The following is a 25,495-nucleotide window of genomic DNA, read 5'->3' on the forward strand; positions in this document are numbered from 1 at the left end:
CATCCTCGCGCCGGCGGCGCGTCCCCGAAAGTAAAAATGATGGCAGCCCGGCAGGTTGCGCGCAAACGGCATGCCGGGTTCGGATCAAATACCGCAGCTGTGTCGTCGCGGTGACAGCCCCGCCGGGCCGCCGCCTCAGTCGGTGATGACGGGCTTGGCGTTCCAGATCTCGCTGGCGTACTCGCGGATGGTCCGGTCGGCCGAGAACCACGCCATGTGCGCGGTGTTGAGCACCGACTTGCGCCACCAGAGCGCCGGGTCCTTCCACTCGTTGCCGACGTGGACCTGCATCGCACGGTAGGCCTCGAAGTCGGCGTTGACCATGAAGTAATCGTGGTGGGTCAGCGCGTTGACCAGCTCGCGGTAGCGGTCCGGCTGGTCCGGCGAGAAGACGCCCGTGTTGATCTGGTCGAGGGCCTCCTGCAGGTGGCGGGAGGCGGCGATGGTGTCCACCATGCTCAGGCCCTGGGTGCGGCGCTCGGCCACCTCCTCGGCGGTCATGCCGAAGATGTAGATGTTCTCCGGCCCCACGTGATCGCGGATTTCCACGTTGGCGCCGTCCAGGGTGCCGATGGTCAGCGCGCCGTTGAGGGCGAACTTCATGTTGCCCGTGCCGGACGCCTCCATGCCCGCCGTCGAGATCTGCTCGGAGAGGTCGGTGGCGGGGATGATCGTCTCCGCCAGGCTGACGTTGTAGTTCTCCAGGAACACGATCTTCAGCTTGCCGCGCACGGTCGGATCGGCATTGACCATCTTCGCCACGTCGCAGGCGAGCTTGATGACCAGCTTGGCGACGTCGTAGCTGGCGGCGGCCTTGCCGGCGAAGATCTTCACCCGCGGACGCCAGTCGTGCATCGGGTTCGAGCGGATCGCGTCGTAGAGCGCCACCGCGTCGAGGATGTTCATCAGCTGGCGCTTGTACTCGTGGATGCGCTTGATGTGCACGTCGAACAGCGCGTCCGGATCGAGGGTGATGCCGACCCGCTCCTTCACCAGCGCCGACAGCGCCACCTTGTTCTGGCGCCGGATCAGGGCCGCCTGTTCGCGGAAGCCCGCGTCGTCGGCGAACGGCACCAGGTCGATGAGGGCTTCGTGCTCGTCGAGGAAGCGGTCGCCGATGGCGTCGCGGATCAGCCGGGTGAGGCCCGGGTTCGACTGGAACAGCCAGCGCCGGAAGGTGATGCCGTTGGTCTTGTTGACGATGCGATCCGGGTAGAGCCGGTTGAGCCCGTGGAAGATCGTCTTGCCGACGAGGTCGGTGTGCAGGGCCGAAACGCCGTTGATCTTGTGGGATCCGACGAACGCCAGGTTGCCCATGCGCACGGCCCGCCCGTTGGCCTCGGAAATCAGCGAGGCCTCGCCCAGCAGCGCGCCGTCGTCGCCGAAGGTCGCCCGAATGTGGTCGAGCTCGAAGGCGTTGATCAGGTAGATGATCTGCATGTGCCGGGGCAGCATCCGCTCCATGAGCGGCACGGGCCAGGTCTCGAGCGCCTCCGGCAGCAGGGTGTGGTTGGTGTAGGAGAGCGTCGCGCGGGTGATGTCCCAGGCCTCGGCCCACGGGACCTGGTGGACGTCGACGAGCAGCCGCATCAGTTCGACCACGGCGATTGCCGGGTGGGTGTCGTTCATCTGGATCGCCGCGTGGTCGGCGAGCTTGTCCAGCGGCAGGCCCTGCTGGACGTGGCGCCGGATGAGGTCCTGCAGCGAGGCGGAGGTGAAGAAGAACTCCTGGCGCAGCCGCAGTTCCTGGCCGGCCGGTGTTGAGTCGGAGGGGTAGAGGACCTTGGAGATCGATTCCGCCTTGGCGCGCGCCGACAGGGCGCCCACGTGGTCGCCGCGGTTGAACTCCTCCAGGCTGATCGGGTCGACCGAGCGGGCCGCCCACAGGCGCAGGGTGGCCACGTAGTCGCCGCGCCATCCGACGATCGGGTTGTCGTAGGCGACGGCGCGCACCGTCTCCGCCGGCTTCCAGGTCCGGGCGCCCAGGTGATGGGCGTCGTGCGGCGCCTCCACCGTGCCGCCGAAGCCGATCTCGTAAGTCACCTCGGGCCGCTTGAACTCCCACGGCGATCCATTGGCGAGCCAGTCCTCGGGCAGCTCGCGCTGGAACCCGTCGGGCAGCGCCTGGCGGAACAGGCCGTGGTCGTAGCGGATGCCGTAGCCGAAGCCTGCGATGCCCAGCGAGGCCATGCTCTCCACGAAACACGCGGCGAGGCGGCCGAGACCGCCGTTGCCCAGCGCCGCATCCGGTTCGAGCTTGCGAACGGTATCCAGATTGGTGCCGAGGGTTTCGAGCGCGCCAGCGATCGCGTCGGCGTAGCCGAGATTGTAGGCCGCCTCGTAGAGCTGGCGGCCGATCAGGAACTCGAGCGACAGATAGTAGACGCGCTTCGCCGACTGCTTGTAGGTCGCCCGGGTGGCCGGGATCCAGCTGTCGACGATCCGGTCGCGCACGGCCAGCGCGGTGGCCATGTACCAGTCGTGCGGCTCGGCGTGCTCCGGGTCCTTGCCGACCTGGTAGACGAGCTTGGCGATGATGCGGATCTGCCAGAATTCCGCGCGGTGCGGATCGTCGCCGGCGCGGCGCTGCGGCGGCGTTTCGGTCTCCGTGCCGGAAGCGGCGGACGGGGTGGTGTCGGTCGAAAGGTCTGTCATGGGGACTCGAATGATTGCATCCGCGGGGCGCGGAGTCTTCGAAGCGGTCAGGGTCGGACGTGGCGGTGTACCGGCGCCCGTCGCGAACGAGCAAACCCGGTCGCGCCCGGCGTCCGGGTCGGTTTCGAAGGAATCTATTGTGACCGCAAGCCGCGCCGGAAGCTAGTTCGCTGGCTCGATTTCCCGAAGAGATGCCTCCGGAATGGCGGATATCGCGCGGGATGGCCGATCCAGGGGCGGGGGTGTCGGCCTGGAATGGTCCACGGCCGCGCTTCGTCGGCGATCCGGCGGGAACGGACGTGCGTACTTCCGGGATCACCAAAGCGGCGTGAGGACGCGCCGCCAGCAAGGAGGACGCTCATGCGCTTTCGCCCCTTCGCACTCGCCTGCGCCATCCTGTTGGCGGCGACCGCCGTCGGCGCTGCCAGCGAAGAGGCGGCCTGGCGCGCCTTGCGGAACGATGGTGTCGCGGTGATGCGCCACGCCCGCGCGCCGGGAACCGGCGACCCCGCGACCTTCCAGCTCTCGGTGTGCGCCACCCAGCGCAATCTCTCCGCCGAGGGGCGCGCCCAGGCGGAGGCCATCGGCGCCCGCTTCCGGGCGGAGAACATCGAGGTCGGCGCGGTTTTGCATTCGCGCTGGTGCCGTGCCCGGGACACCGCAGAGCTGGCCTTTCCGGGGCAGGCCGAACCGGAGCCGGCGCTGGATTCCTTCTTTCAGGATCGCGCCTCGAAAGATGCGCAGACCGCGGCGCTCCGCCGGATCGTGGCCCAGTGGCGCGGGCCAGGGGCACTCGTTCTCGTCTCCCATCAGGTCAACGTGACGGCGCTCACCGGGGTCTTCCCGCGCGAGGGCGAGGCGGTGGTGTTGAAGCCGGAACCCGGCGGGTTCGAAGTGGTCGGCCGGCTGCGTCTCTGAGCGTTTGGCGCGCGCCACCCGGGCGGTGCAGGCCATGAGCCGGGGCCGGCTCGACCGGTCGGGCCGACCGTCGTTGTTGGCCCGAAGAGCAGCCTCGAGGGGGTCGGCGCGATTTTAACGAGCGATGGTCGTGATTTTGCCAGATGCGCGCACTACCTATCCAAGAGTCGAACGTGGAGCTCACCGACGGGTCGCACAGGGAAGCGGCCCGGAACCCTTGAGGGAGGGACGTCATGGTGGATCATCTGGAACGGCAGACATCCGTCGGCGCCGAGGCGGCCAACGCCTGGCCGGTGAAGGCGAGCTACCTGCGCGCGCTCACCGATCTCGGGATGTCCGATGCCCAGATCGCGCGCTACTTCAAGGTATCCGCAGCGAAGGTCTCAACGCTTCGAAGCTCTCTGCAGGACAGGTCCTGATCCCGGTGGGGTTTGGGCGTATCCGGATGCGGACACGTCGCTTGCGGCGGACGGCAGCGTCCCGGTGCGGGTCTCTGACAGCCCGATTTTGATTTTTTCGCTTGATTTGGAAACGATCATTTCCTAATTGAGCGCCATGCAGGTTGCAAAGTCCTCCGATAACCGCCGTGGTCCCGGCCGCCCCCGCGCCTTCGATGTCGACGCCGCGCTGGATGCCGCGTTGCTCGTCTTTCGCGAGCGCGGCTACCACGGCACGTCGATGGCCGAACTCTGCGGGGCGATGAAGCTCACGCCGGGCAGCATCTACAAGGCCTTCGCCGACAAGCGCGCGGTCTTTCTTGCCGCGTTCGACCGCTACAAGGCGGTGCGCGACAAGGAGATCCGCGCTGCCATCGCGGCGGAGGGGTCGGGCTTTGCCAAGCTGCGAGGCCTGCTGCACTCGTATGCCGACCTGTCCCACGACGCGGAAGGTCGGCGCGGCTGCCTGGTGACGGGCAGCGCCGTCGAGATTGCCGCGTTCGATCCGCAGATGGCCGAAAAGGTCGCCGCCGCACTGGCGCGGATCGAGACGCTTCTGAGGGAACTGATCCGGGAAGGGGTTGCTGACGGGTCGATCGGCTCTTCCGTCGACGTGGACGCCGCCGCCGCGCATCTGCTGTGCGTGCTGCAGGGGTTCCGCGTCGTCGGCAAGGTCGGCCGGGACCGTGCCCGCATGATGGCCGCGGCGGACCAGGCGTTGCTGGCGCTGCCCCGGCCGTGAGCTGACCGGACTGCCGATTTTCTCGAGCCATGGCTTTCCGAGGTGGGAAAGCTGCGGTCTTCCGACTGGAGATTCCCTTGGAACACGCCACGCATCCGTCTGCCGCCGGGCAGGAAACCCCTGCCTTTCCGGGCTGGCTGACGCTCCTGCTCGCCGCGACCTGCGGCCTCGTCGCCGCCAACATCTACTATTCGCAGCCGCTGGTCGGCGTGATCAGTTCGTCGCTGGGCATGCGGCCGGAGCTTGCCGGCCTGATCGTGTCGCTGACCCAGGTCGGTTACGGTATCGGCCTGTTCTTCGTCGTGCCGCTCGCCGACCTCCTGGAAAACCGACGGCTGGTGGTGACGCTGCTGCTTGCGGCGATCGCCGCGCTGGTCGCCGCCGCAGTGTCGACGGCCGCCGCGCCGTTCCTGGTCTCGGCGCTGCTGATCGGCATCGCCTCCGTCTCGGTGCAGGTGCTGGTGCCCTATTCGGCCCACCTGGCGCCGGCAGCGCAGCAGGGGCGCGTCGTCGGCACCATCATGAGCGGCCTGATGTTCGGCATCATGCTTGCCCGGCCGGTCGCGAGCTTCATCACCAGCGTGATCTCCTGGCACGCCGTCTTCCTGTTCTCCGCGATCGTGCTTGCGTGTCTCGTCGTCGTGCTGCGGATCGTCCTGCCCCCGCGCCACCCGGAGGCGAAGATCGGCTACGGCCGGCTTCTGGCCTCCATGGGCGGGCTGATCCTGCGCACACCCGAACTGCAGCGCCGCGCCCTCTACCAGGCGTGCATGTTCGGGGCGTTCAGCCTGTTCTGGACGACTGTTCCGCTGCTCCTGACCGATGTCTTCCACCTGACCCAGGCGGGCATCGCCCTGTTCGCGCTGGCGGGCGTGGCCGGTGTCGTCGCGGCGCCGATCGCCGGGCGGGTTGCCGACCACGGCCTCGTCCGCGCCGCGACCTGCGTGGCGCTCGTCCTGGGCATTGCGGCGGCTTTCCTGGCCTACGAAGGCGCCACCGGCACCACCCTCGGGCTCGCCGTCCTCGTCGCCGCCGCGATCCTGATCGACTTCGGCATGACCGCGACCATGGTGCTCGGCCAGCGGGTGATCTTTTCGCTGCGACCGGAAATCCGGGGTCGGCTCAACGGCCTCTACATGACGGCCTTTTTCCTCAGCGGCGCGGTGTTCGCGGGGCTGGGCGCCTGGACCTATGCGGTGGGCGGGTGGGGGCTCGCCATGCTGGTGGCCGGCATCCTGCCGGCCGTGGCGCTGGCCGGGCTCGCCCTCCTGGAAGGGCGCACCGCCAGGGCGGCGGCCGCGACGGAGCCCTGCTGACACGTGCTGACCGGCCGGATCCGGCCGGTCAGGCACTTCCGATGAGAATGCCCACCGCGAACACCAGCGCGCCGCCCAGCACGATCTGCACGGAGGCGCGCATGAACGGCGTTTCCATGTACTTCCAGCGGATCCACGCGATCGCCCACAGCTCGAAGAACACCACGACGATCGCGATCGCGGTGGCGGTCCAGAAGTGGGGGATCAGGTAGGGCAGCGCGTGGCCGAGGCCGCCGAGGGTGGTCATCAGGCCGCAGGCGATGCCCCGCTGCACCGGCGCGCCGCGCCCGGTGATCACGCCGTCGTCGGACAGCGCCTCCGTCAGCCCCATCGAGATCCCGGAACCGACTGCCGCCGCCAGTCCCACCAGGAAGGTGGAGAAGGGGTCCTGGGTGGCGAACGCCGCGGCGAACACCGGCGCCAGCGTCGACACCGATCCGTCCATCAGGCCGGCGAGGCCGGGCTGCACGTAGGTCAGCACGAACCGGCGGTGGGCGACGGCGTTCTCGGTGTCGCGGGCGGACGGGGTGAGGTTCTTCTCGGCGAGCTGGCCCGCCCGACCGACGTGATCGGTCTCGGCTGCGGCGAGCTCGGTCAGGAGCGCCTTCACGTCCGGATCGGTCGCCCGTCCGGCGGCGGCGATGTAGAAGTTGCGGGCATCCACCTCCATCATCTCGGCTTCGGCACGGACCCGCTCCAAGCCGAGATTTTCCACCAGCCAAACCGGCCGGCGCGCGTAGTAGCCCGCCACGTCGGAGCGCCGGATCGGCAGGATCACGTCGCCGAAGCGCTTGTGATAGAGCTCGACGAGGCGCCGGTGATGCTCCTTTTCCTCCGCCGCCATGCCGTCGAACACCGCGGCCGAGGCGGCGAACTCGTCGCGCAGATGCTCCGCGAACGTCTGGTAGATCTGCCGGTCCTCCTCCTCGGAGGAAATCGCCAGCGCGAGGATCTCGCGCTCCGAAAGCTCGCTGAAACGGCGGCGGTTGGAAAAGCCGGGGATCATGGTCGGATCGGTCCTGTCTGGTGGAACAGCTGACGCGGCCGTTCCGGCGTCGCCTCATAGTCTGGAATAATTCTGAACTATGAAGCTAACGCAACAGAACCGGCGCGCAAGGGCAGTTCCGGCGGAAACCGATCCCGAGCGCGGACGGATCAGCGCTGGGCGAGCGTCGTCGGCCGGGCCCGCCAGGGCGGCGAGACCCGGTGGCCGAGCCAAAGGATCGTGCAGTCGCCGGCCTTTTCGATGAGGCCGGTGCCCGACACCACCGTGTTGCCGTAGAAGCGGGCCTGGGCGTCCATGAAGTCGGTGGGGGAGTAGGCGACCCGGGGCACGTCGGCGCAGTAGCCGCCGATGAAGAAGCCGCTGTCGGAGCCCGTGACCACGGTGTCGCAGCTGTCGTCGAACTGACGGCACTCGCTCTGGGCGGCGGCTCGCGCCTCGGCCTCCGAGCGGGCCGCGATCATCCAGCTGCGCCCCTTGGCGCCGACGGCCATGGCCGAATAGCCCCACGGCGTCTCGTTCTGGACCTGGCCCGGAGCGTTGGTGGGATACATCGCCCGGGGCTCAGGAATCGCCGGTTTCTGGGAATACTGGGCCGCGACGTTGTCCAGCCCGCCGCCCAGCAACAGGGCAGCGCAGATCATCACCACACGCTTCATGAGAGTCTCCAGTCGTCGTCCCCCAGCCATCGGGGCCGCCCGCCTGGCGGCAGCCCCGTCCCGCGCCGCCGATCCGGCCGCGCGGGCGGCGGATACTAGCGATCCCTTAGCCGGCTCGGCAAGAATTTGTTAACCACTTGCGGGGTTGTGCGCTGCGCGTAAGGCTGCGCGCGGGCGCTCTGAGGGGTGCGCGTTTTTGCGCTTTCCTGCGCGTTTTTGCGCGAAAGCGGTGCGCGCGCCGCGCGCGGCCGCCCGGTCAGGTGCCGGCGGCGGGATCGGACCTTTTGAACCGGTGCCGAAGCGGTGCGAGCACCATGATCAGGCTCAGGACGAGGATGCCGATGCAGATCGGACGTTCCAGCAGGATCATCGGGCTGCCGTCGCCGAGGCTGAGGGTCTCGCGCAACCGGTTCTCGATGATCGGGCCGATGACGACGCCCATCACCAGCGCCACCAGCGGCCAACCGAGCCGCAGCAGGATGTAGCCGGCGACGCCGGCCGCCAGCGCCACGCCGCAGTCGAAGAAGCGGGTGTTGACCGCGTAGATGCCGACCATGGAGAGGGCGATGACGCCGACCGCGATGATCTCCTTGGGCACCTTCACGATGAGGGCGAAGGGGCGGAGCCAGATGGCCAGCACGGCGAAGGATACGAGGTTGATGAGCAGCATCGACCAGTAGAGCGTCGAGATCAGCACCGGCTCCTTGATGAGGAGGAGCGGGCCTGGGTAGATGCCGTTGAGGGTGAAGACCCCGAGCAGCAGGGCGCTCAGCGCCTCGCCGGGGATGCCGAGCGTCAGCAGCGGGATGAGGGCGCCGGCGGGCACGGCGTTGTTGCCGGCCTCCGCGGCGATGCAGCCCTCCGGCGTGCCCCGGCCGAACTCCTCCGGGTGCGGCGAGCGGCGCTTGGCGACGTCGTAGGCGACGAACGAGGCGAGCACCGAGCCCGGGCCCGGCAGCAGGCCGATGAAGGTGCCGATGACGCCGGAGCGGATGAGGGTGCGCCAGTAGCGCATGACCTTGACGATCTGGCTGAAGTCGAGGCTGCCGCGGCTGAGGTTGAGCCGGTCGGTCTTGAGGATGCCCTGTTCGAGCAGCAGCAGCGCCTGGCCGACGCCGAACAGGCCGAGGACCACGGCGACGAGGTCGAGGCCGTTCTGCATTTCCCAGATGCCGAAGGTGAAGCGCGGGCTGAGGGTCGGCCCGTCGATGCCCACCGTCGACAGCCAGAAGCCGAGACCGATCAGCAGCACCGCCTGGCCGAGCTTCTCCCGAAACGAGACGGTGACGAGCAGGATGCCGAACACCGCGACGGCCAGGAATTCCGGCGGGCCGAAGCTGGCGGCGACCCGGGAGAGCAGCGGCGCCAGCAGCACCAGGATGACGATGGAGACGAGCCCGCCGCCGAGCGATCCGACCAGGGCGGCCGACAGCGCGGTCTGCGCCTCGCCGCGCTCCGTCAGCGGAAATCCGTCGAAGCTGGTGACGATGGAGGAGGGGACGCCCGGCACCCGGATCAGTACGGCCGGCACCGCGCCGCCGAAATAGCCGCCGCAGAACACGCCGAGCAGCAGCGACAGCGCCACGTCGGGGGCGAGCTGGAAGGTGAACGGCAGCAGCACCACCATGCCGACCAGCGGCCCAAGGCCCGGCAGCACGCCGACGATGATGCCGATCACCGAGCCGATCACCAGCGCGACGAGGTTGTCCGGCGTGAAGGCGGCGAGGAAGCCTGCGGAAATGATGTCCACGCGTCAGCCTCCGGCGAGCGCCGACCACAGGGCCGGGGTCGGGAACCAGATGTCGAGGGCCGTCACGAAGGCGAGGTGGAGGACCGCGGTGGTGCCGACCGCCGCGACCACGGCGCGCAGCGGCCGCCGGGGATTGGTGACGAGCAGCCCCGCCAGCATGAAGGCGAAGGTCGCCGCGTCGAGCCCGGCCCAGGCGATCGCCGGGGTGTAGAGGCAGGCGAGCGCGAACAGCGCGATCGCCCGGCCCGGCACGCCGCGCCCGTCGACGTGCCAGCTCCGCCCGTGGGCGGTGACGAGGCGGACCATCGACGGCAGCGCGCCGGCGACGGTGATCGCCAGCGCGATCAGCGGAAAGATCAGCGGCCCCTTGTAGAACGGGTCGGGGCCGGAGCTGTCGACCAGCGAGGGCGCCGCGGCCAGCACGCCGGCCGCGGCCACTCCCACGACGGCGGCAACCATGTCGGACGTGCGGGAGGGGCGGGCGCCGGCGGCGTCCGCTTCCGTGTCTGCGGTGTCGGTCATGGCTGCCGGTCTCGTGGCGCTACTGGATGATGCCGAGGTTCTTCATGATCCCGCCGAACTCGGCGAGCTCCTGGTCCATGCGGGTGCGGGCCTCTTCCGGGCCGGTCTTCATGCCGACGACGCCGACGTTCTCGATCACCGTCTGCACCGTCGGGTTCTGCATGGCGGTGAAGAAGGCGTCGGAGAGCCTGGCGACGATGTCCGGATCGGTGCCCTTCGGCACGAAGGCGCCGAACCAGATGGAGTAGGCATCGCCGAAGCCCTGCTCGGCCACCGTCGGCACGTCCGGGTAGTTCGGCAGGCGCTCCGGCAGCATGGCGGCCAGAAGCTTCATCTTGCCGGCGTCGAGATAGTCCTTCAGGCCCGGCGTGGAGAGGGTGATGACGTCGGCGTCGCCCTGCACGACCAGCAGCGCGTTGAGTTTGTCGTAAGCCGTTTCCTTCCACTTGAAGCCACCCACGTCGGCGGCCTTCATGGCGATCAGCGTCGGCACCGCGCCGAGGCCCCAGTGGGCGAGGCGGACGTCGTGGTCCTTGGCGTATTCGGCCAGTTCCTCAAGGCTGTCGTAGGGGGCGTCGGCGCGCGCGGCGAGGGTGAACGGGCTCGCCCAGACCAGCCCGAGGGGCTGCAGGTCCTGGTTCTTGTAGGGCGTCTTGCCGCGGATCACCTGGGTGATCATCGGGCCGATGGAGATGAGGCCGATGGTGTAGCCGTCGGGCCGCGAGCGTGCGAGCTCGGCGGTCGCCAGCACGGCGCCGCCGCCGGGCTTGTTGACCACCTTCACCGGCACGCCCAGCTCCTCCGACATCACCGGGGCGATGGCGGTGGCGACCAGCGTCGACGGATCGTTCGGCGCCGGCCACGGGATCATGATCTGGATCGGCTTGTCGGGCCATTCGGCGGCGGCCGCACCGGTCATCAGGGCGAGGGCGGCAAGCGCGCCCAGAACGGTTCTGGCTTTCATGGTCGGTGTCCTCCCGTTGGTCAGGTGCCCCTCTTCGGGGACTTTCTCTTGGCGGTGGTGGTGTCTGGCGCCTCCGCCTCGGCGCGGCGGATCATGTGCGGCTGCAGCTTGTCGAGGAGGCGGATGAAGGTCTCGGTCTCCGCCGCCGTCAGCGCGGCGAGGATGCGGTCGTTGCCCCTCAGCGCCTTGTCCAGCAGCACGTCGTGCAGCTCACGGCCGGACGGCGTCAGGCTGAGGCGGCTGACCCGCTGGTCGCCGACGTCGCCCTGGCTCTCCACGAAGCCGCGGTCGACCAGCGCTTTCACGAGGCGGCTGAGCTGTCCCTTGTCGAGCTGGAGGCCGTGCACCACGTCGCCGAACTTCACCGGCTCGAGCGCCGCGATGATGCCCAGCACACGCCATTCGCGCAGGCTCACACCGTGCTCCGCCTTGAGCCAGCCCTGGCCCACCCGGTCGTTGGCGGCGGCCAGCATGGCGACGCGAAAGGCCAGCAGATCCCGGATGTCCGAAATCTCCGGATGGTTTCCCCCCGCCCGTGCGAGGCGCTTTCCGGCGGCCGCGTCCAACGCTATTCCTCTCCCGACCCCGCGGGCCTCGATGACCCTGCTTGTTGCGAGCATGCTTGACGAGCTTGTTGTCTTTGTCAACTAATCGGGGGAAGTCTGCGGCACCAAGGAGGATGCATGACCGGTCGACGCAACGTGCTCTGGATCATGTGCGACCAGCTGCGCCACGACTATCTGGGCTGCGCCGGTCATCCGACCATCAAGACGCCGAACATCGATGCGCTTGCGGCGCGCGGCGTGCGGTTCGCCAACACGTTCGTGCAGTCGCCGATCTGCGGCCCGTCGCGGATGAGCTTCTACACCGGCCGCTACGTCCACTCCCACGGCTCGACCTGGAACGGCGTGCCGCTTCGGGCCGGCGAGCCGACGCTGGGCGACCACCTGCGCGCGGAGGGCGTGCAGACGGTGCTGGTCGGCAAGACCCACATGAAGGCCGACCTGGAAGGCATGATGCGGCTCGGCATCGACCCGAAGACCGAGATCGGCGTGCGGATCTCCGAATGCGGCTTCGAGCCCTACGAGCGCGACGACGGCCTGCACCCCTACGGCCCCTACGACCCGGAGCCGCGCTACGACAGCTACCTGCGCGACAAGGGCTACGAGGGCGAGAACCCCTGGGAGGACTGGGCGAACTCGGCCGAGGACGCCGACGGAACCATCCTGTCGGGCTGGCTGCTCTCCCACGCCGACAAGCCGGCGCGCATCGAGGAGCCGGATTCCGAGACGCCCTACATGACCGACCGGGCGATGGACTTCATCCGCGAGGCGAAGTCCGACGACCGGCCGTGGTGCCTGCACCTCTCCTACATCAAGCCGCACTGGCCCTACATCGCGCCGGCGCCCTATCACGACATGTACGGGCCGGACGACGTGGTGCCGCCGATCCGCTCGGAGGAGGAGCGCCGGGACCCCCATCCGGTCTACGGGTCATACATGCAGGAGCGCGTCAGCCGGGCGTTCTCCCGCGACGAGGTGCGCGCGCGCGTGATCCCCGCCTACATGGGCCTGATCACCCAGATCGACGACCATGTCGGTCGGCTGATGGCCTTCCTGGAGGAGGAGGGGCTGGCCGACGACACCCTGATCGTCTTCACCGCCGACCATGGCGACTATCTCGGCGACCACTGGCTCGGCGAGAAGGAGCTCTTCCACGACATGTCGGTGAAGATCCCGCTGATCGTGGTGGACCCGTCGCCAGCGGCCGACGCGACCCGGGGCACCGTCAGCGAGGCGATCGTCGAGGCGATCGACCTGGCGCCGACCTTCCTGGAGCTGTTCGGCGGCAAGCCGAAGCCGCACGTGCTGGAGGGCCGCTCGCTGATGCCGCTGCTGCACGGCGAGACGCCGGCCTGGCGCGGCCACGCCATCAGCGAATGCGACTACGCCATGCGCCGCGCCCGCACCGACCACGGCCAGTCCGTCGCCGATTCGCGCATGTTCATGGTGTTCGACGGGCGCTGGAAATACGTCCACGCCGACGGCTTCCGGCCGATGCTCCACGACCTTGAGACGGATCCGGAGGAGTTCGTCGACCTGGGCGCCGATCCGGCCTTCGAGGCGGAGCGGGCGCGGCTAGAAGAGGCGCTCGGCAAGTGGAGCCGGCGGCTGCACGGCCGCATCACCATGGCCGACGACGCCATCGCCGCCCGCACCGGCGGCGAACTGCGGGCCGGCATCCTGATCGGCTACTGGGACGAGGAGGAGGTGGCGGCCGCCAAGCTGGAGCAGGGCGACGGCCCGCCGATGAGCTGAGCGGAACCGCTCAGTCGGGCGTGACCTTGCCCGAGCGCAGCTTCTTCACGGCGCCGCGCTTGGTCTTGGTGTCGACCCGGCGCCGCTTGGCCGCCTTCGACGGCTTGGTCTTCACCCGGAACGCCTGGCGCACCGAGGCCTCGCGCAGCAGCTCGACCAGCCGTTCGACGGCGTCGGCGCGGTTGAGCTCCTGGGTGCGGTGGCGCATCGCCTGGATGACGATGACGCCGTCCTTGGTGAGCCGGCTGCCGGCCAGCCGCTCGGCCTTGGCGCGCACGTAGCCCGGCAGCGACGGCGAGTGGCGGATGTCGAAGCGCAGCTGCACGGCGCTCGACACCTTGTTGACGTTCTGCCCGCCAGGGCCGGCCGCGCGCACGAACGCCACCTCGATTTCCGCCGGGTCGATGGCGATGTGGTCGGTGATTGCGATCATCGTGCCGATACGCTGCTGGTGTCGCCGGCGAGGCCGGCAACGGGACCCCCACGGCTATCAGGCCGGGGGCCGGGGTCAAGATGCGCGGGGGCCTGCGCCTGGGGCCGGACGCAGAACGACCCGCCGGGTGGCCCCGGCGGGTCGTGGATTTCTGAAGCCGCGAGCGGCGCTATTCGGCGGCGCGGGTGTCCGACAGGTCGCCGCCATCGTCCGGGGTGTCCGGGCCGGACGGCGGGGCAAGGAAGTCGGCGCCGATCGGGCCCTCGTCGGACGCATCCGCGCCGACGGCGGGCACCTGGTTCTCCGCCGGGGCACCGAAGGTGATGACGAAGGCGGAGTCCGGTCCCACGTCGATCGCCATGTGGTCGAGGTTCTCCTCGTCGGTCATCCGGTTGAGGATTTCCGTGGCGATCGCCGGCCGGAGCGTGCGGTTGATGATGTGGTCGATGTTGCGGGCGCCGGTCTCCACCTCGGTGCAGCGGGCCGCGATCAGGTTGGCCACGGCGTCGGTGTAGCTGAGGTCGATCTTCTGGCTCTCGCGCAGCTGGCGCACCAGCTTGTTGAGCTTGAGCCGGACGATGCCGACCAGCGGCGAGCCGACGAGCGGATAGAACGGCACGATCTGCATGCGGGCGAGCAGCGCCGGCTTGAAGTGGCGCGACAGCTCCGGCCGGATCGCCTCCACCAGCTCGTCCACCGACGGCTTCACCTCGGCGACGCCCATCTGGGTGAGGGTGTCGGTGGCGAGGTTGGAGGTCAGGATGACGATGGTGTTCTTGAAGTCGATGACGCGGCCTTCGCCGTCCGACAGCGTGCCCTTGTCGAACACCTGGTAGAACAGGTTCATCACCTCCAGGTCGGCCTTCTCCACCTCGTCGAGGAGCACCACCGAGTAGGGGCGCTGGCGCACCGCCTCGGTGAGGATGCCGCCCTCGCCGTAGCCGACGTAGCCGGGGGGCGAGCCGACGAGCTTGGAGAGCGTGTGCTTCTCCTGGAACTCCGACATGTTGATGGAGGTGAGGAAGCGCTCGCCGCCGAACAGCACGTCGGCAACCGCGGTCGCGAGCTCGGTCTTGCCGACGCCCGACGGGCCGACCAGCAGGAACACGCCCATCGGCTGGCCGGGGTTGTTGAGGCCGGCCTTGGCGGCGCGGACGCCCTCGTCGATGGCGCCGATCGCCTGGTCCTGGCCGATGACGCGCTCCTTGAGGCGGTCGGCGAGGGTGAGGATCGCGGCGGACTCGTCGCGCACCATCCGGCCGACCGGGATGCCGGTCCAGTCGGAGATGACCTGGCCGACGACGTCCGGGGAGACCTCGTAGGTGAGCAGCGGGTCGTGGCCCTGGACCGCGGCGAGGTCGGCGATGCGCGCCTTCAGTCGCTCGATGTGCTCGCGGCGCTCGTCGGCGGAGAGCGGCGCATCGGCATCGGCCGGGGCGGCGGCGTCGGTTGCTGCCTCCGGCGGGGTGTCGCCGGTCGACTCGGTCGCCTTGGTCTCTTCCAGCAGCTTCTTCTCAGCCTCCTCGACGGAACCGCCGATGCCCAGCGATTCGCGCAGCGACAGGATCTCCTCGATGAGGCCGCGCTCCTTTTCCCAGCGCTCGGTCAGCGCGGCCGCCTCGTCGCGCAGGCGGGCGATGTCGGCCTCCAGCTCGGGGACCAGCTCGGCGTCAGTGCCGATGTAGGACGCCTCGTCGCGCTGCACGGCGGAGAGGGCGCGGGTGAGCTCCTCGATGCGCCGCTCGGTGCCGTCGAGGCGGGCGGGCTTGGAGGAGATCGACAGCTTCACCCGGGCCGAGGCGGTGTCGAGCACGTCGACGGCCTTGTCGGGGAGCTGGCGGCCGGAGAGGTAGCGCGCCGACAGCCGGGCTGCGGCGACGACGGCGTCGTCGCGCACGTACACGCCGTGGCTCTTCTCGTAGATGTTGCGCAGGCCGCGGATGATGGTGACGGCCTGGTCGGGGGTCGGCTCGTCGAGCTTGACCAGCTGGAAGCGGCGGGCGAGCGCCGCGTCCTTCTCGAAGTATTTCTTGTATTCGCTCCAGGTGGTGGCGGCGATCGTCTTCAGCTCGCCGCGCGCCAAGGCGGGCTTGAGCAGGTTCGCCGCGTCGGAGCCGCCGGCCGAACCGCCGGCGCCGATCATCATGTGCGCCTCGTCGATGAACAGCACGATCGGCTTGGTGGAGGCCTTCACCTCGTCGATGATGCCCTTCAGGCGGTTCTCGAACTCGCCCTTCACGCCGGCGCCGGCCTGCAGCATGCCGAGGTCGAGGCCGACCAGCTCGACGTCCTTCAAAAAGGCGGGCACGTCGCCGTTGGCGATCTTCAGGGCGAGGCCCTCGACGACGGCGGTCTTGCCGACGCCGGGCTCGCCGACGCAGATCGGGTTGTTCTTCCGCCGGCGGCCGAGGATGTCGATCATCTGCTGGATCTCGCGATCGCGGCAGAAGACCGGGTCGATGCGGCCGGCGCGGGCCTGGTCGGTGAAGTTGATGGCGAAGCGGCCGAGGGCGCTGTCCTCGGAGATGCCGGACTTGGCGGCGGCGGCCGCGCTGGCGGGGGTGCTGCCGGGCTGGGAGGAGGCCTGGGTCGACAGGCTGCCGGCGGTCTCCTCGGAGGCGCCGGTGAGCTCGTGGAAGCGGCGCTTGGCCTCGCGGGCGGCGATCGGCTCGATCAGCGGATACCAGTCGGCGCCGCCGTAGCGGCCGGGGGTCTGCAGCAGCGCGATCAGCAGCGCGCCGGAGCGGATCTCGCCGAGATTGAGCTCGACGGAGGAGACCAGCCAGCCGTCGGTGAGGAGCTCGATGAGCAGCGGGGCGAACACCGGCCGGCCCGAATTGCCGCTGCGCAGCTGCTCGACGGAGCGCTGCAGCGCGCGGCGCAGGGTGGCGGGATCGATGTCGAAGCCGCGCAGCATCGCCTGCACGTCGCGATTCTCGTCGTCGACCATGACCAGCAGCAGGTGATCGATGGTGACTTCGTAGTGGGAACTGGAAACGCACAGGCCGGAGGCCGTCTCGAGACTGCGCTTCGTGTACGGGTTGAGCCGCGCGAAGAGCGCTTTCAGATCGAGCTGCATGGTGATGGTCCTCCCCCGAAGGTACGAAAGCCTAACATGAAAACCGCCCGCGCGATGGCTCGCGCGAGCGGATTGTCGTCTCGGTCACTGATGATCCGCGAGAGACAGGATCAGGAACCCTGGTTCTTGTTCACGCTCGCCTGGACCGAAGACTTCAGGGCCTCGTGGTCGGCGGTCTCGAAGGTGAACTGGATCAGGAGGATTTCCTGGACCTCACGCTGCATGCCCGGGGTCGTGCCGGTCATCAGGTCTTCCGGCGTGGAGCCGAACATGGACTTGAAGCCGGTGATGACGCCGTTCTTGTAGGTGTGCTTGTAGTGGTTGTCCTTGCCACCTTCCTTCTTGAGGCGGTAGCGCTCGATGGTGACCTCGCTCAGCTGCTCGCCGGTGTCGAAGAGGTCGCGGACCGAGGACTCCAGGGCGGTGCCGCCGAGGACCGCGACTTCCACCGGGATGTAGACCGGGGTACCGGTCACCTGGCCGGACGTGCCGCGCTCGATCTGGGCCTCTTCCTTGTACCACAGGACGGTGGCCTTGCCCTTGTAAGCGTCGACGGCATGCGTCTCGTCGCTGTCCGAGGTATTGGCCTTGCTCGTGACGTCCCCCTTGGAGGAGCCCTTCATCGTCATGAAGAAATTCTGTTGCATTTTAGTTCTCCATTCCAACCATGATCGCCAGCAGGTGATCGTCACTTAGTATAGGAGATCGACTGTGACAACGCGCCAACAGGGTTCCGGATTCTAAAATTTTTGCAATGAAGGTTCATTCGAAATGAACTTCATTACATTAACGGGAGCCGGGGCTGGGGCAGCGGGTACTTTCGCGGTCTCTAATGCTTAGCGTAAAAGTCCGGTTTTGCTGGCCGTCCGCGAAGACGTGCGGGGCCAATGGGCAGATATGGAGGGGGCGATGAAATACGCCGTCACGGAAATGCAGCTCGACGTCAAAGGTCTGGAGCTGGCAGACCTTGAGATCCTGTCGTTCGTCGGCGCTGAAAAAATCTCGGCGCCCTTCCAGTATACCGTCAAGTTCCTGACGAGTACGGACCCGATCAAGCAGACGCTGGCCGGCAAGCAGGTGAGCTTCCAGTACGGGGTGGATGGGCTGCTGGACCGCATGGAGCCGGCCTACGTGCACGGCTTCATCAGCAGCTACAACGTCCTCGGGCTCTCGCTGTCGCGCAAGTACATCGTCCAGATCGTCATCGTGCCGCGGCTGTCGCGTCTCTCCTACAGCGGCCAGCGCCAGGTGTCCGGCACCACCTCGCCGATCAAGCTGCACGAGCTCGCCAAGGCGATGCTCGATCCGGCGACGTTCAAGAAGAACACCTCGACCGCGGCCCAGTTCGCCGACGAGCAGCCGATCGACTGCGACGTGCCGAGCGACATCGTCTCGACGGAGAGCAACTTCGTCCTCCAGTATTACGAGAGCGATCTCGACTTCTTCCGGCGGATCCTGGAGCAGGAAGGCATCTTCTTCTTCATCACCAACGACGATACCAAGGACACGGTCAACTTCGGAGACAAGAACCAGGTCTTCAAGAAGATCGACGGGAAGATCCCGTTCGTGCCGGACAACGTGCCGAACGCCCCGCAGACCGAACACATCCGCAGCATCAACATGCAGAGTTCCTTCGTCGAGAAGGAAGCCTACGTGCGCGACTACAACTACGACAAGGCGGACCAGAGCAGCCAGTTCCTGCGCAGCCACGCGGTCGATTCCAACGGCGAAGGGGCGACGGTCACCTACGACGTTCACTTCGAGACGACGTCGGACGGCGACCGCTACGCGCAGATCAGCGCCGAGCGGACGCTGACCTGGCAGATCCAGTACAACATGGGCAGCAACTCGACGCGGCTGCGGCCGGGCATCCTGTTCGATATCGACACCGACGAGCGCAAGCTGTCGGGCTACAACCAGCGCTTTCTCGTGGTGAAGTCGAACACCAACTTCTCGCAGGCGTCGGAGGACGTCCCGGGATCGTCGGCCGCGCCGTTCACCAATTCACTCATCTGCCTGGCACTTCCGGCGGACGCCCCGACGGTGCGCCCGTTCATCTCCCAGCAGAAGCCGCGCGTGCAGGGCGTGCTGAACGCGGTCATCGACAACGACTCCAGCGGCTCCGTCGCCAAGGTCGGCGCCAACGGCACCTACCGCATCCGGCTGATCGAGGAAGAAAGCACGACGACGCGCCTGCCGGCCGGCAAGGCCAGCGCCGACGTGCGGCAGAACCAGCCGTTCGGCGGCGGTGGCGGCACCGGCCTGCAGTTCCCGCTCTATAAGGGGACGGAAGTGCTGCTCGCCTTCGTGGAGGGCGACCCGGACCGGCCGGTGATCGTCGGCACGGTGGCGAACTCGGAGAACAAGTCGGTGCTCGAGGGCATCGACAGCTCCCTGAGCATCAACAAGACGAACGTGATCCGCACCAGCTCGGGCATCACCATCGAGCTGATCGACGGCTAGACCGGACGCTCCGGGCGGGCTTGATTTCGAGCCCGTCCCGGGGAGACTGCCTTCACAGTTACGGCCCCTCCGGCAGCGCGCCGGCGGGCCGCCGCAAGCAAGGAAAGAGCCGCCGATGGTCCAGTCCGTCTGGCATCCGCCGGAACAGGAAACCGACGCGTTCACCGCGGCCGTCCTCGACGCCATCCGCTACCGGCTTCCCCACCATTTCGCCGCGCGCAGCACCGAAGCGATCCAGCTTGGCGAGGACCGCAGCACGCTGCCCGACGGCACGCCGGTGGTGGTGCGGGCGGCGGCGCAGTATTCCCAGGGCGACGAATGGTACGGCCGCCCGACGCTGCGCTACGAGATCGGCGGAAACGCCGCGCGGCGGGAGGCGGCGCGCGCCTTCACCGGCCACGCGATCGTCGATGTGGAGACCCAGGCGTTCCTGGAGCTGACCATCGAGTTCCGCTCCACCGGCGACGTGCGCCGCTGAGCGCCGACGCTCAGCCGGCCGCCGTCGCGTCTGCGGACGCCGCCAGCACCCCCGACAGCGCCTGCTCGACGCTGTCGGCCGAGGTCTCCCACGCGGTGCCTGGCGCCCGCTCCACCGGACGGATCGAGTTGTACCAGATCGAGGACCCGGCCTCGTCGGTGCGCCAGTACCAGAGCTGACGCTTCGGGATCACCGCGACGCCCGGCTTGCCGAGCGCCCCGGCCACGTGGATGGGAAGGCCGTCGATGCCGACCACCGCATCGAGGGCCGAGACCGCCGCGATGAGATCGTCGAGGGCCTGGATGTGCAGGCCGGCGTCGATCGCCTCGGGCATCACCGAGAGCTGCACGCGGTTCTGGTCCCAGACGAGCGAGATGGGCGTGCCGCCGGTGCGGGCGAGCAGGGCGCGCATTTCCTCCACCCGCGGCCCGGGCCTGTAGGCCGCCCAGGTGAACCCGATCCACGGCTTCGGCATCGCCTCCAGGGCCTGCCGCCACATGGCAGCCTTCTCGGGGGCGGGGACGAGGTAGGGCGGGCTGCCGAGGAGATCGGCATCGGACAGGCCCGCGCGCGCCGGGAGCGCCAGCAGCGGCACCTTCTCGGCCGCCTCCAGCCACGCCTGCGTGTCCTTCTCGGTCCGCCGTCCCCCGTCGCCGGCGGTCTCGGGATGGGTGATGCAGGTGGCGAGCGGGGCGAGGAACGACGGCGCCAGCACGCGGACCGTCGCGCCCCGGGCCCGCGCCAGCGGGATGGCGCGCAGCAGCGTCACGGCCTCCAGGACCGGCAGCGAATCGGTGAGCTGGACGAGGATCTGCGCCCCCGCGACATCGGTGGACTCCGTGGCCGGCCAGACCTCGGCGTGACGGCCGAGCGTCATCAGGGCATGGCGCTCGATCCGCCGGCCGTGCGCCGCGCCGGGGACGTTGCGCAGCAGCTCGCGCGCCGCGGCGAGGGCCTGCTCGGGCCGGCCGGCCCGGTGCAGCAGCAGCGTCATGGTCTCCAGCAGGGCCGGGTCGTCGCGCCGCTCCTTGAGCATCCGCGCCAGGCCGGCGAGCGCCTGGTCGGCGGCGCCGCCCGCCAGCTCCAGCGAGGCGAGGCGGCAGTGAAGCAGGACCGCGTGCGGGTGCAGGATGAGGGAGTGCCTCACGAGGCCGAGGGCGCGCGCGATGTCGCCGGTCTCCTCCAGGGCGCCGGCCAGCACCGAGACGAAGCCCGGGTTGACCGGCTCGGCGAGCTGCGCCCGCTCGGCGTGCTCCAGCGCCTCCTTCGGCCGGCCGGTGGTGCCGTAGAGGGTGGCCAGGTTGGCGTGCGCCTCGGGGGAGTCCGGGGCCAGCTCGGCGGCCCGGTGATAGCAGGAAATCGCCTTGGGCAGATCGCCGCGCAGGGTGTGGAGGCCGCCGAGCGCGATCAGGACCGGCACGGAGTCGGGTTCCAGCGCGTGCGCCTTCTCGATCAGCGGCACGCTCTCGTCGTGGCGGTCGAGGGCGACCAGCGTCTCGGCCATGCCGAGCAGCGTATCGACGCGGTCCGGCTCCAGAGCGTTGGCCGCCTCCAGGCAGGCGAGGGCATTGGCCGGCTCGCCGCGCGCCCGGTAGACGACCGACAGGTTGCGGTAGGGATCGGCGTTCTTCGGGTCGAGGGTCGTTGCCCGCCCCAGGAATTCGAAGGCCTCGTCGACGAGGCCGCGCTGGAGCAGCACCGCGCCGAGACCCGCCATGGCCCGCGCGCTGCGCGGATCCTGCTGCAGCACGTCGCGGAAGATCGCCTCCGCCGCTTCCGGCCGGTTCTGGGCAAGATGGCTGCTGGCGGCGGCAAGGCGGTCGTCGACCGTCGGCATCATGATGGCTCTTCCCGCCGAGGGCGGTTCCCGGTTGCGTGGCGCGGTCGACCGCGGCTCGTGTGCGATGTGAGGGCGACGCCGGAGGCCGGGGCCGGCAGGAGGCCGGCCGCCTATCCGACGGTGACGCGCTTGCCGTCCATGCGCAGGTCCTCCTCGGCGACCAGCACGGTGGTGTAGGACGACTGGGTAAGCACCCCGGTGACCTTCAGCGACATGGTGCCGACGAACTGGTTGTCGGTGTTGTCGATGATCTCGATGCGCTCGAGCGCCTTGGTGACGATGCGCTCGGCCATGGTCTCCTGGGAGCGCGTGTTGGTCTGGGTGCGGCCATAGACCTGGCGCAGCGTCTCGCCGGTCATGGTCAGCGTTCCGGCCATCAGATCGGCGGTGGTCGCGCTCACGGCGACGCTGCCGGCCGACACCGCGTAGGCGCCGGGCGTCTCCACCGCGACGCTCTGGCCGCGCAGGCGCAGCGCGCCGTCGGGATTGGAGACGACGGTGTCGGGGGCCGCGCCCTCGGCCCGCGAGAGGATGTGCAGGATCGTGCCCCGGCCGTCTTCCTCCACGAGATAGAGCACCCGGTCGCCGGCCTGCGGCTCGACCAGGCAGCTTACCGCGCGCCTGGCCAGGATCGGGCCGCGATCGGTCTCAAGCCGGAACCGCGCCTTGTGGATCGCGCCGACTTCGCCATGAGCCATCACCGCCTCGCCGCGCGCGGCCTGGATCTCGGTGGTCGCCTCGCTGACTTCGGCGACGAGGGTGGTTCCGGGGCTGCTGGTCTGCATGGTCTGCTTCCTGAAGGCTGGGCCACCGGTCGGACCGGTGGGCGGATCTCAGTACCGCCCTGTCGCGACAGGCGTCTGTCGGCGGCGGCGCCTCACTACGTGTTGAGCTGCGGGGAGGCGTTCATCTCGTTCGACGCGCCGAAGAGATCGGACATGATATCCTCCTCGGTGATATCGAAGGAGATATTGCTGAAGTCGATGGCGAAGGTGTCGGTCACGAGATTGCTGAGCCGGGTCTTGAGCGCGCTCGCGCCCGTCTTGATGGCATGCAGCTTCGTCTTGATCTGGTGCATCTCGAGTTCGGCGCCCGTCGAGCTCGACGAGATCACCGCCGCGGTCGAGGCGTTTCCCGTAAAGACTGTCAGGGATCCGCGTATAAAACAGTAATACGTGTCATAGTTGAAGTTAAAGATCATCGGAATTTCGATGGTCTCCAGCGTCTTGATCGCCATTTCGGTCTGGCTTTCTTCTTTCTGGTCTCCGTATATCTCGTGCCAGCCGCCGCGCATCGTGCAGGAATAACCGCCTTCTTCACAGTAGACCTTCACGTCCGCGCCGTAAGAGTGGACCTGGACGTCGGCCGTCGTCGTCATCGTCGCGCCGGCGGATTCGACGTCGGGGACATCGGAGTTCGCGGTCACGGGCGACCCGGCCTGCAGGAAGAGCGAATGCGCGGTGAGGGTGAAATTGCTGGTCGCCTCCATGGTCAGGTTGCCGGAGGAGACGTTGATGTCCACCGTCTTCTGGGCCTGGGCGAACAACGGCTTGCCGGAGACGAGCGCGAATTCGCCCTTGGTGGTCATGAGGACGCCGGTCGAGGTCGTCTTGTCGCCCGTATAGTTCAACGGAAACCCGTCGTCGCCGGACATGTACGAGCCAAGGCGCAGTTCCGCCTGCTGGGAAGCGGTCTGCCCCGGAACCGTCATGCGATAGGTGCTGGCCATTGCGCGTCTCCGATGAGGATGGTGTCCGCGATCGCGGGCGGCTACATGGTGTTGCTGACGCCGACGCTGGACCCGACCGAATTGGACTGGACGCCGACCATCTTGTTGACGAGCTTGCCGCCGGTGACGCCGTTTCGCAGGCTTTCCTGTTTGACCTCGGCGAGCTCCTCCTCCTGCATCAGGACGCCGATCAGACCGAACACGTTCTTCATGTACGCCCCGAAGCCCTTGTTCTCGTTCGCGGCAAAGGCGATTTCGTTCGTCATCAGGCTGTATCCGGTTTTCAGGATGGACGTTTCGGAGGTGTAGATCGCGACCGAGGACCTGAGGCCGACCATCACGAAGATGTCGAAGCCTGCCGTGATGTCCAGGGACATGTACAGGACGATCGACTGGGACATGCCGTGGGTGATGGTCTTGCTCTGGGTCTGTGTGGTCGATTCCGTCTCGTTCGAGATGTAGACGTCGCCATCCGATTCAAACCTGGTGTCGCCACCGGAATAGATGGTGATCATTTCGCCGGCATAGAGCATGAGCTCTCCGTCGGCGGGTGCCTGCGCCTCGTCCGCCGTCGCAACCGCGTTGAGGGCGACGCCCGCCCCCTTGACCGTCGCGTAGGCGCCGCTGCCGGTCACATCCATCTTGAGGTTGACGTCGGTGTCCTTGTCGAACGCACCGATGACGACGGCCGCCGTGTCCTTCGGCTCGATCTGGATGGCCTGATCGGCGTTCAGATAGTGGTCGCCGGTCGTGGTCATGAAGAAGCCGGCCGACGAGGAGAACGACCCCGGATACTGGGACGGCTTGAGCCCGGCCTCGGGCGGCTCATAGGCACCGAGTCTCAGGTGCGCGACGAGTTTGCCGTCGGTATCGTAGGTCGTTGCGTTCCAGCTCGACATGGTGGCACCCGTCCTTCGCAGAATCCTCTGCAGCCGCTCCGGTCAAATACTGCTGCTCATCGTGCGGGCACGGACCCGGACGGCGTTGGCGTGGTTCACGGCGCCGTCCTCGTTGGCGTTGATGTCGGTATCGTTCGCGACGACGACCGCGTTCTGGTTCGAGGTCGCCTGCACGTTCGCCTTCGCCTCGGAGAACGGAACGAGGAGGCCGACGAGGAACGCGCGCATTCCGTGGTTCTCGTTCTTGTACAGCTCCCCCGTGAACTCGATGCCCGTGGCCTCGATGGAGAAGACCGCAAAGGTGTGGTCTGCAACGAGCGGCTCCAGCCCCACCGTTGCGATGTTGATGTCGGCCATCGCATTGATCTCGACGGTGCCGTTCATGATCACGCTGATCTCGCCCTGAGCGATTTCGACGCCACCTTTTTCGGTTGCCGCGCTGAAGTGCTCGTGCACGACGTAGACGAGATTGTTGCAGTTGATGGAGAAGTCGCCGTCGGACTTGAGGGTCACGTCACCCGGCGCCTCCAGGTTGATCCCGTTGCCCGATGTGATCGGCGTCTCCTGGGCGGCGAACGAGACCGTCGCGGCGCGCACGCTGGTCTCGCCCGCGTCGATGATCGATATCGTCTTGCCGCCCTGGACGTTCATCCCGTCGCCGGCATGGATGTAGGTGCCGCCGTCGACGTTCGTCGTCGCGCAGGAGCTGGTCATCAGATAGATGCCGTCGCTCACCGGGATCGACTTGGAGATCCAGGCGTCTTCCAGCGACTGATAGGCGCCAAGCCGCAGCGCGCCGGTCGCGCTCGTCGCATCGGCGGCGGTCGGCACGACGATCTGCAGCACCGATGGGGTCGAAGAGTCGGTCATGACGGTCTCGCGTGGGCCTGGGCTGGTTCCGTCAAAGCGGCATCAGCAGCATCTGCTTGATCTGGCTCGGCGCCAGCTCGGCACCGATGCCGCTCGGCGGCGTGCCGTTCGGCAGGCTGACGTTGAGCATCGAGTTGGCGGGCATGAAGTCGAGGAAGTAGGTGACCTTGAAGGTCGCGTGCCGGTTCATCATCAGCATCTGGCCGTTGGTGACGCCCGGGCCGATGTCGCCGACGCTGATGGTGGTGGTGCCGAGCTCGTTCTTCGCCGGCATGCAGCAGACGAAGTTGGTGACCTGGGTCGGCACGTCGGTCGCCGCGGTGCCGGTGTTCACCGTCGGCAGCACGACGATGCCGACGAGGTCGACGGACGCGTTGATGTTCATGCCCGTCGGGCTGGTCGCGCAGGTGAAGATCATGT

23 protein-coding genes are annotated in these 25,495 nt (G+C 68.1%); 7 read left to right on the forward strand and 16 right to left on the reverse strand.

Features of this window, described 5'->3' with window-relative positions; translation table 11 throughout:
• Nucleotides 1-135 precede the first annotated feature (135 nt).
• Nucleotides 136-2,655, reverse strand: coding sequence for a glycogen/starch/alpha-glucan phosphorylase (locus tag AB7M35_RS18275; protein WP_453961849.1), 2,520 nt, complete (start codon nucleotides 2,653-2,655; stop codon nucleotides 136-138).
• Between the two features lie 360 nt (nucleotides 2,656-3,015).
• Here AB7M35_RS18275 and AB7M35_RS18280 point away from each other — a divergent pair, with 360 nt between their 5' ends.
• The 4 genes from AB7M35_RS18280 (at nucleotide 3,016) to AB7M35_RS18295 (ending at nucleotide 6,068) form a co-directional block, all read left to right on the forward strand.
• Complete coding sequence (locus AB7M35_RS18280) at nucleotides 3,016-3,573, forward strand: histidine phosphatase family protein (RefSeq protein WP_453961850.1); 558 nt, start codon at nucleotides 3,016-3,018, stop codon at nucleotides 3,571-3,573.
• 233 nt (nucleotides 3,574-3,806) lie between these two features.
• The gene (locus tag AB7M35_RS18285) at nucleotides 3,807-3,992 is read left to right on the forward strand and encodes a hypothetical protein (RefSeq protein ID WP_453961851.1); all 186 of its coding nucleotides are present in this window, start codon (nucleotides 3,807-3,809) and stop codon (nucleotides 3,990-3,992) included.
• A gap of 136 nt (nucleotides 3,993-4,128) precedes the next feature.
• Nucleotides 4,129-4,752 carry a TetR/AcrR family transcriptional regulator gene (locus AB7M35_RS18290; protein ID WP_453962567.1) on the forward strand — a complete coding sequence of 208 codons (624 nt, stop codon included), beginning with the start codon at nucleotides 4,129-4,131 and terminating at the stop codon, nucleotides 4,750-4,752.
• A gap of 29 nt (nucleotides 4,753-4,781) precedes the next feature.
• The gene (locus AB7M35_RS18295) at nucleotides 4,782-6,068 is read left to right on the forward strand and encodes an MFS transporter (RefSeq protein ID WP_453961852.1); all 1,287 of its coding nucleotides are present in this window, start codon (nucleotides 4,782-4,784) and stop codon (nucleotides 6,066-6,068) included.
• Nucleotides 6,069-6,096: 28 nt separating this feature from the next.
• Here AB7M35_RS18295 and mbfA read toward each other — a convergent pair whose 3' ends face one another.
• The 6 genes from mbfA to AB7M35_RS18325 form a co-directional block, all read right to left on the reverse strand.
• The gene (gene mbfA, locus AB7M35_RS18300) at nucleotides 6,097-7,074 is read right to left on the reverse strand and encodes an iron exporter MbfA (protein ID WP_453961853.1); all 978 of its coding nucleotides are present in this window, start codon (nucleotides 7,072-7,074) and stop codon (nucleotides 6,097-6,099) included.
• A gap of 149 nt (nucleotides 7,075-7,223) precedes the next feature.
• Nucleotides 7,224-7,730, reverse strand: a complete 507-nt coding sequence (locus AB7M35_RS18305) for a hypothetical protein (RefSeq protein WP_453961854.1) — start codon at nucleotides 7,728-7,730, stop codon at nucleotides 7,224-7,226.
• A gap of 256 nt (nucleotides 7,731-7,986) precedes the next feature.
• On the reverse strand, nucleotides 7,987-9,480 hold the full coding sequence (locus AB7M35_RS18310) for a tripartite tricarboxylate transporter permease (protein WP_453961855.1): 1,494 nt from the start codon (nucleotides 9,478-9,480) through the stop codon (nucleotides 7,987-7,989).
• A gap of 3 nt (nucleotides 9,481-9,483) precedes the next feature.
• The gene (locus AB7M35_RS18315; protein WP_453961856.1) at nucleotides 9,484-10,002 is read right to left on the reverse strand and encodes a tripartite tricarboxylate transporter TctB family protein; all 519 of its coding nucleotides are present in this window, start codon (nucleotides 10,000-10,002) and stop codon (nucleotides 9,484-9,486) included.
• A gap of 19 nt (nucleotides 10,003-10,021) precedes the next feature.
• A complete protein-coding gene (locus tag AB7M35_RS18320; protein WP_453961857.1) occupies nucleotides 10,022-10,966 on the reverse strand; it encodes a tripartite tricarboxylate transporter substrate binding protein in 945 nt (314 codons plus the stop codon).
• A 20-nt stretch (nucleotides 10,967-10,986) separates the two neighbouring features.
• A complete protein-coding gene (locus tag AB7M35_RS18325; protein ID WP_453961858.1) occupies nucleotides 10,987-11,532 on the reverse strand; it encodes a MarR family winged helix-turn-helix transcriptional regulator in 546 nt (181 codons plus the stop codon).
• A gap of 117 nt (nucleotides 11,533-11,649) precedes the next feature.
• Between AB7M35_RS18325 and AB7M35_RS18330 the strand changes: the two genes are divergently transcribed.
• Nucleotides 11,650-13,284: an alkaline phosphatase family protein gene (locus tag AB7M35_RS18330; RefSeq protein ID WP_453961859.1), complete on the forward strand. Its 1,635-nt coding sequence runs from the start codon at nucleotides 11,650-11,652 to the stop codon at nucleotides 13,282-13,284.
• A 10-nt stretch (nucleotides 13,285-13,294) separates the two neighbouring features.
• Here the strand turns inward: AB7M35_RS18330 and arfB are convergent, their stop codons facing one another.
• The 3 genes from arfB to AB7M35_RS18345 all read right to left on the reverse strand — a co-directional run bounded on the left by arfB (nucleotide 13,295) and on the right by AB7M35_RS18345 (nucleotide 17,443).
• Nucleotides 13,295-13,717 carry an alternative ribosome rescue aminoacyl-tRNA hydrolase ArfB gene (arfB, locus tag AB7M35_RS18335; protein ID WP_453961860.1) on the reverse strand — a complete coding sequence of 141 codons (423 nt, stop codon included), beginning with the start codon at nucleotides 13,715-13,717 and terminating at the stop codon, nucleotides 13,295-13,297.
• A gap of 169 nt (nucleotides 13,718-13,886) precedes the next feature.
• The gene (tssH, locus tag AB7M35_RS18340; protein ID WP_453961861.1) at nucleotides 13,887-16,796 is read right to left on the reverse strand and encodes a type VI secretion system ATPase TssH; all 2,910 of its coding nucleotides are present in this window, start codon (nucleotides 16,794-16,796) and stop codon (nucleotides 13,887-13,889) included.
• Nucleotides 16,797-16,906: 110 nt separating this feature from the next.
• Nucleotides 16,907-17,443 (reverse strand): hypothetical protein, encoded by a 537-nt coding sequence (locus AB7M35_RS18345; RefSeq protein WP_453961862.1) that lies wholly within the window; start codon nucleotides 17,441-17,443, stop codon nucleotides 16,907-16,909.
• Between the two features lie 262 nt (nucleotides 17,444-17,705).
• On the opposite strand from AB7M35_RS18345, the gene AB7M35_RS18350 reads away from it, so the two are divergent.
• A complete protein-coding gene (locus tag AB7M35_RS18350) occupies nucleotides 17,706-19,259 on the forward strand; it encodes a type VI secretion system Vgr family protein (protein ID WP_453961863.1) in 1,554 nt (517 codons plus the stop codon).
• Between the two features lie 115 nt (nucleotides 19,260-19,374).
• Nucleotides 19,375-19,737: a hypothetical protein gene (locus AB7M35_RS18355; protein ID WP_453961864.1), complete on the forward strand. Its 363-nt coding sequence runs from the start codon at nucleotides 19,375-19,377 to the stop codon at nucleotides 19,735-19,737.
• A gap of 10 nt (nucleotides 19,738-19,747) precedes the next feature.
• Here AB7M35_RS18355 and AB7M35_RS18360 read toward each other — a convergent pair whose 3' ends face one another.
• From AB7M35_RS18360 to AB7M35_RS18385, 6 genes are all read right to left on the reverse strand, one after another.
• The gene (locus AB7M35_RS18360) at nucleotides 19,748-21,577 is read right to left on the reverse strand and encodes a tetratricopeptide repeat protein (RefSeq protein ID WP_453961865.1); all 1,830 of its coding nucleotides are present in this window, start codon (nucleotides 21,575-21,577) and stop codon (nucleotides 19,748-19,750) included.
• Between the two features lie 110 nt (nucleotides 21,578-21,687).
• Nucleotides 21,688-22,362 (reverse strand): DUF3540 domain-containing protein, encoded by a 675-nt coding sequence (locus tag AB7M35_RS18365; protein ID WP_453961866.1) that lies wholly within the window; start codon nucleotides 22,360-22,362, stop codon nucleotides 21,688-21,690.
• A 95-nt stretch (nucleotides 22,363-22,457) separates the two neighbouring features.
• Complete coding sequence (locus tag AB7M35_RS18370) at nucleotides 22,458-23,306, reverse strand: hypothetical protein (RefSeq protein ID WP_453961867.1); 849 nt, start codon at nucleotides 23,304-23,306, stop codon at nucleotides 22,458-22,460.
• A gap of 41 nt (nucleotides 23,307-23,347) precedes the next feature.
• Nucleotides 23,348-24,205, reverse strand: coding sequence for a hypothetical protein (locus tag AB7M35_RS18375; RefSeq protein WP_453961868.1), 858 nt, complete (start codon nucleotides 24,203-24,205; stop codon nucleotides 23,348-23,350).
• A 42-nt stretch (nucleotides 24,206-24,247) separates the two neighbouring features.
• A complete protein-coding gene (locus AB7M35_RS18380) occupies nucleotides 24,248-25,075 on the reverse strand; it encodes a hypothetical protein (protein WP_453961869.1) in 828 nt (275 codons plus the stop codon).
• A gap of 31 nt (nucleotides 25,076-25,106) precedes the next feature.
• On the reverse strand, nucleotides 25,107-25,493 hold the full coding sequence (locus AB7M35_RS18385; protein WP_453961870.1) for a hypothetical protein: 387 nt from the start codon (nucleotides 25,491-25,493) through the stop codon (nucleotides 25,107-25,109).
• Nucleotides 25,494-25,495 lie beyond the last annotated feature (2 nt).

Source organism: Amorphus suaedae (assembly GCF_053629675.1).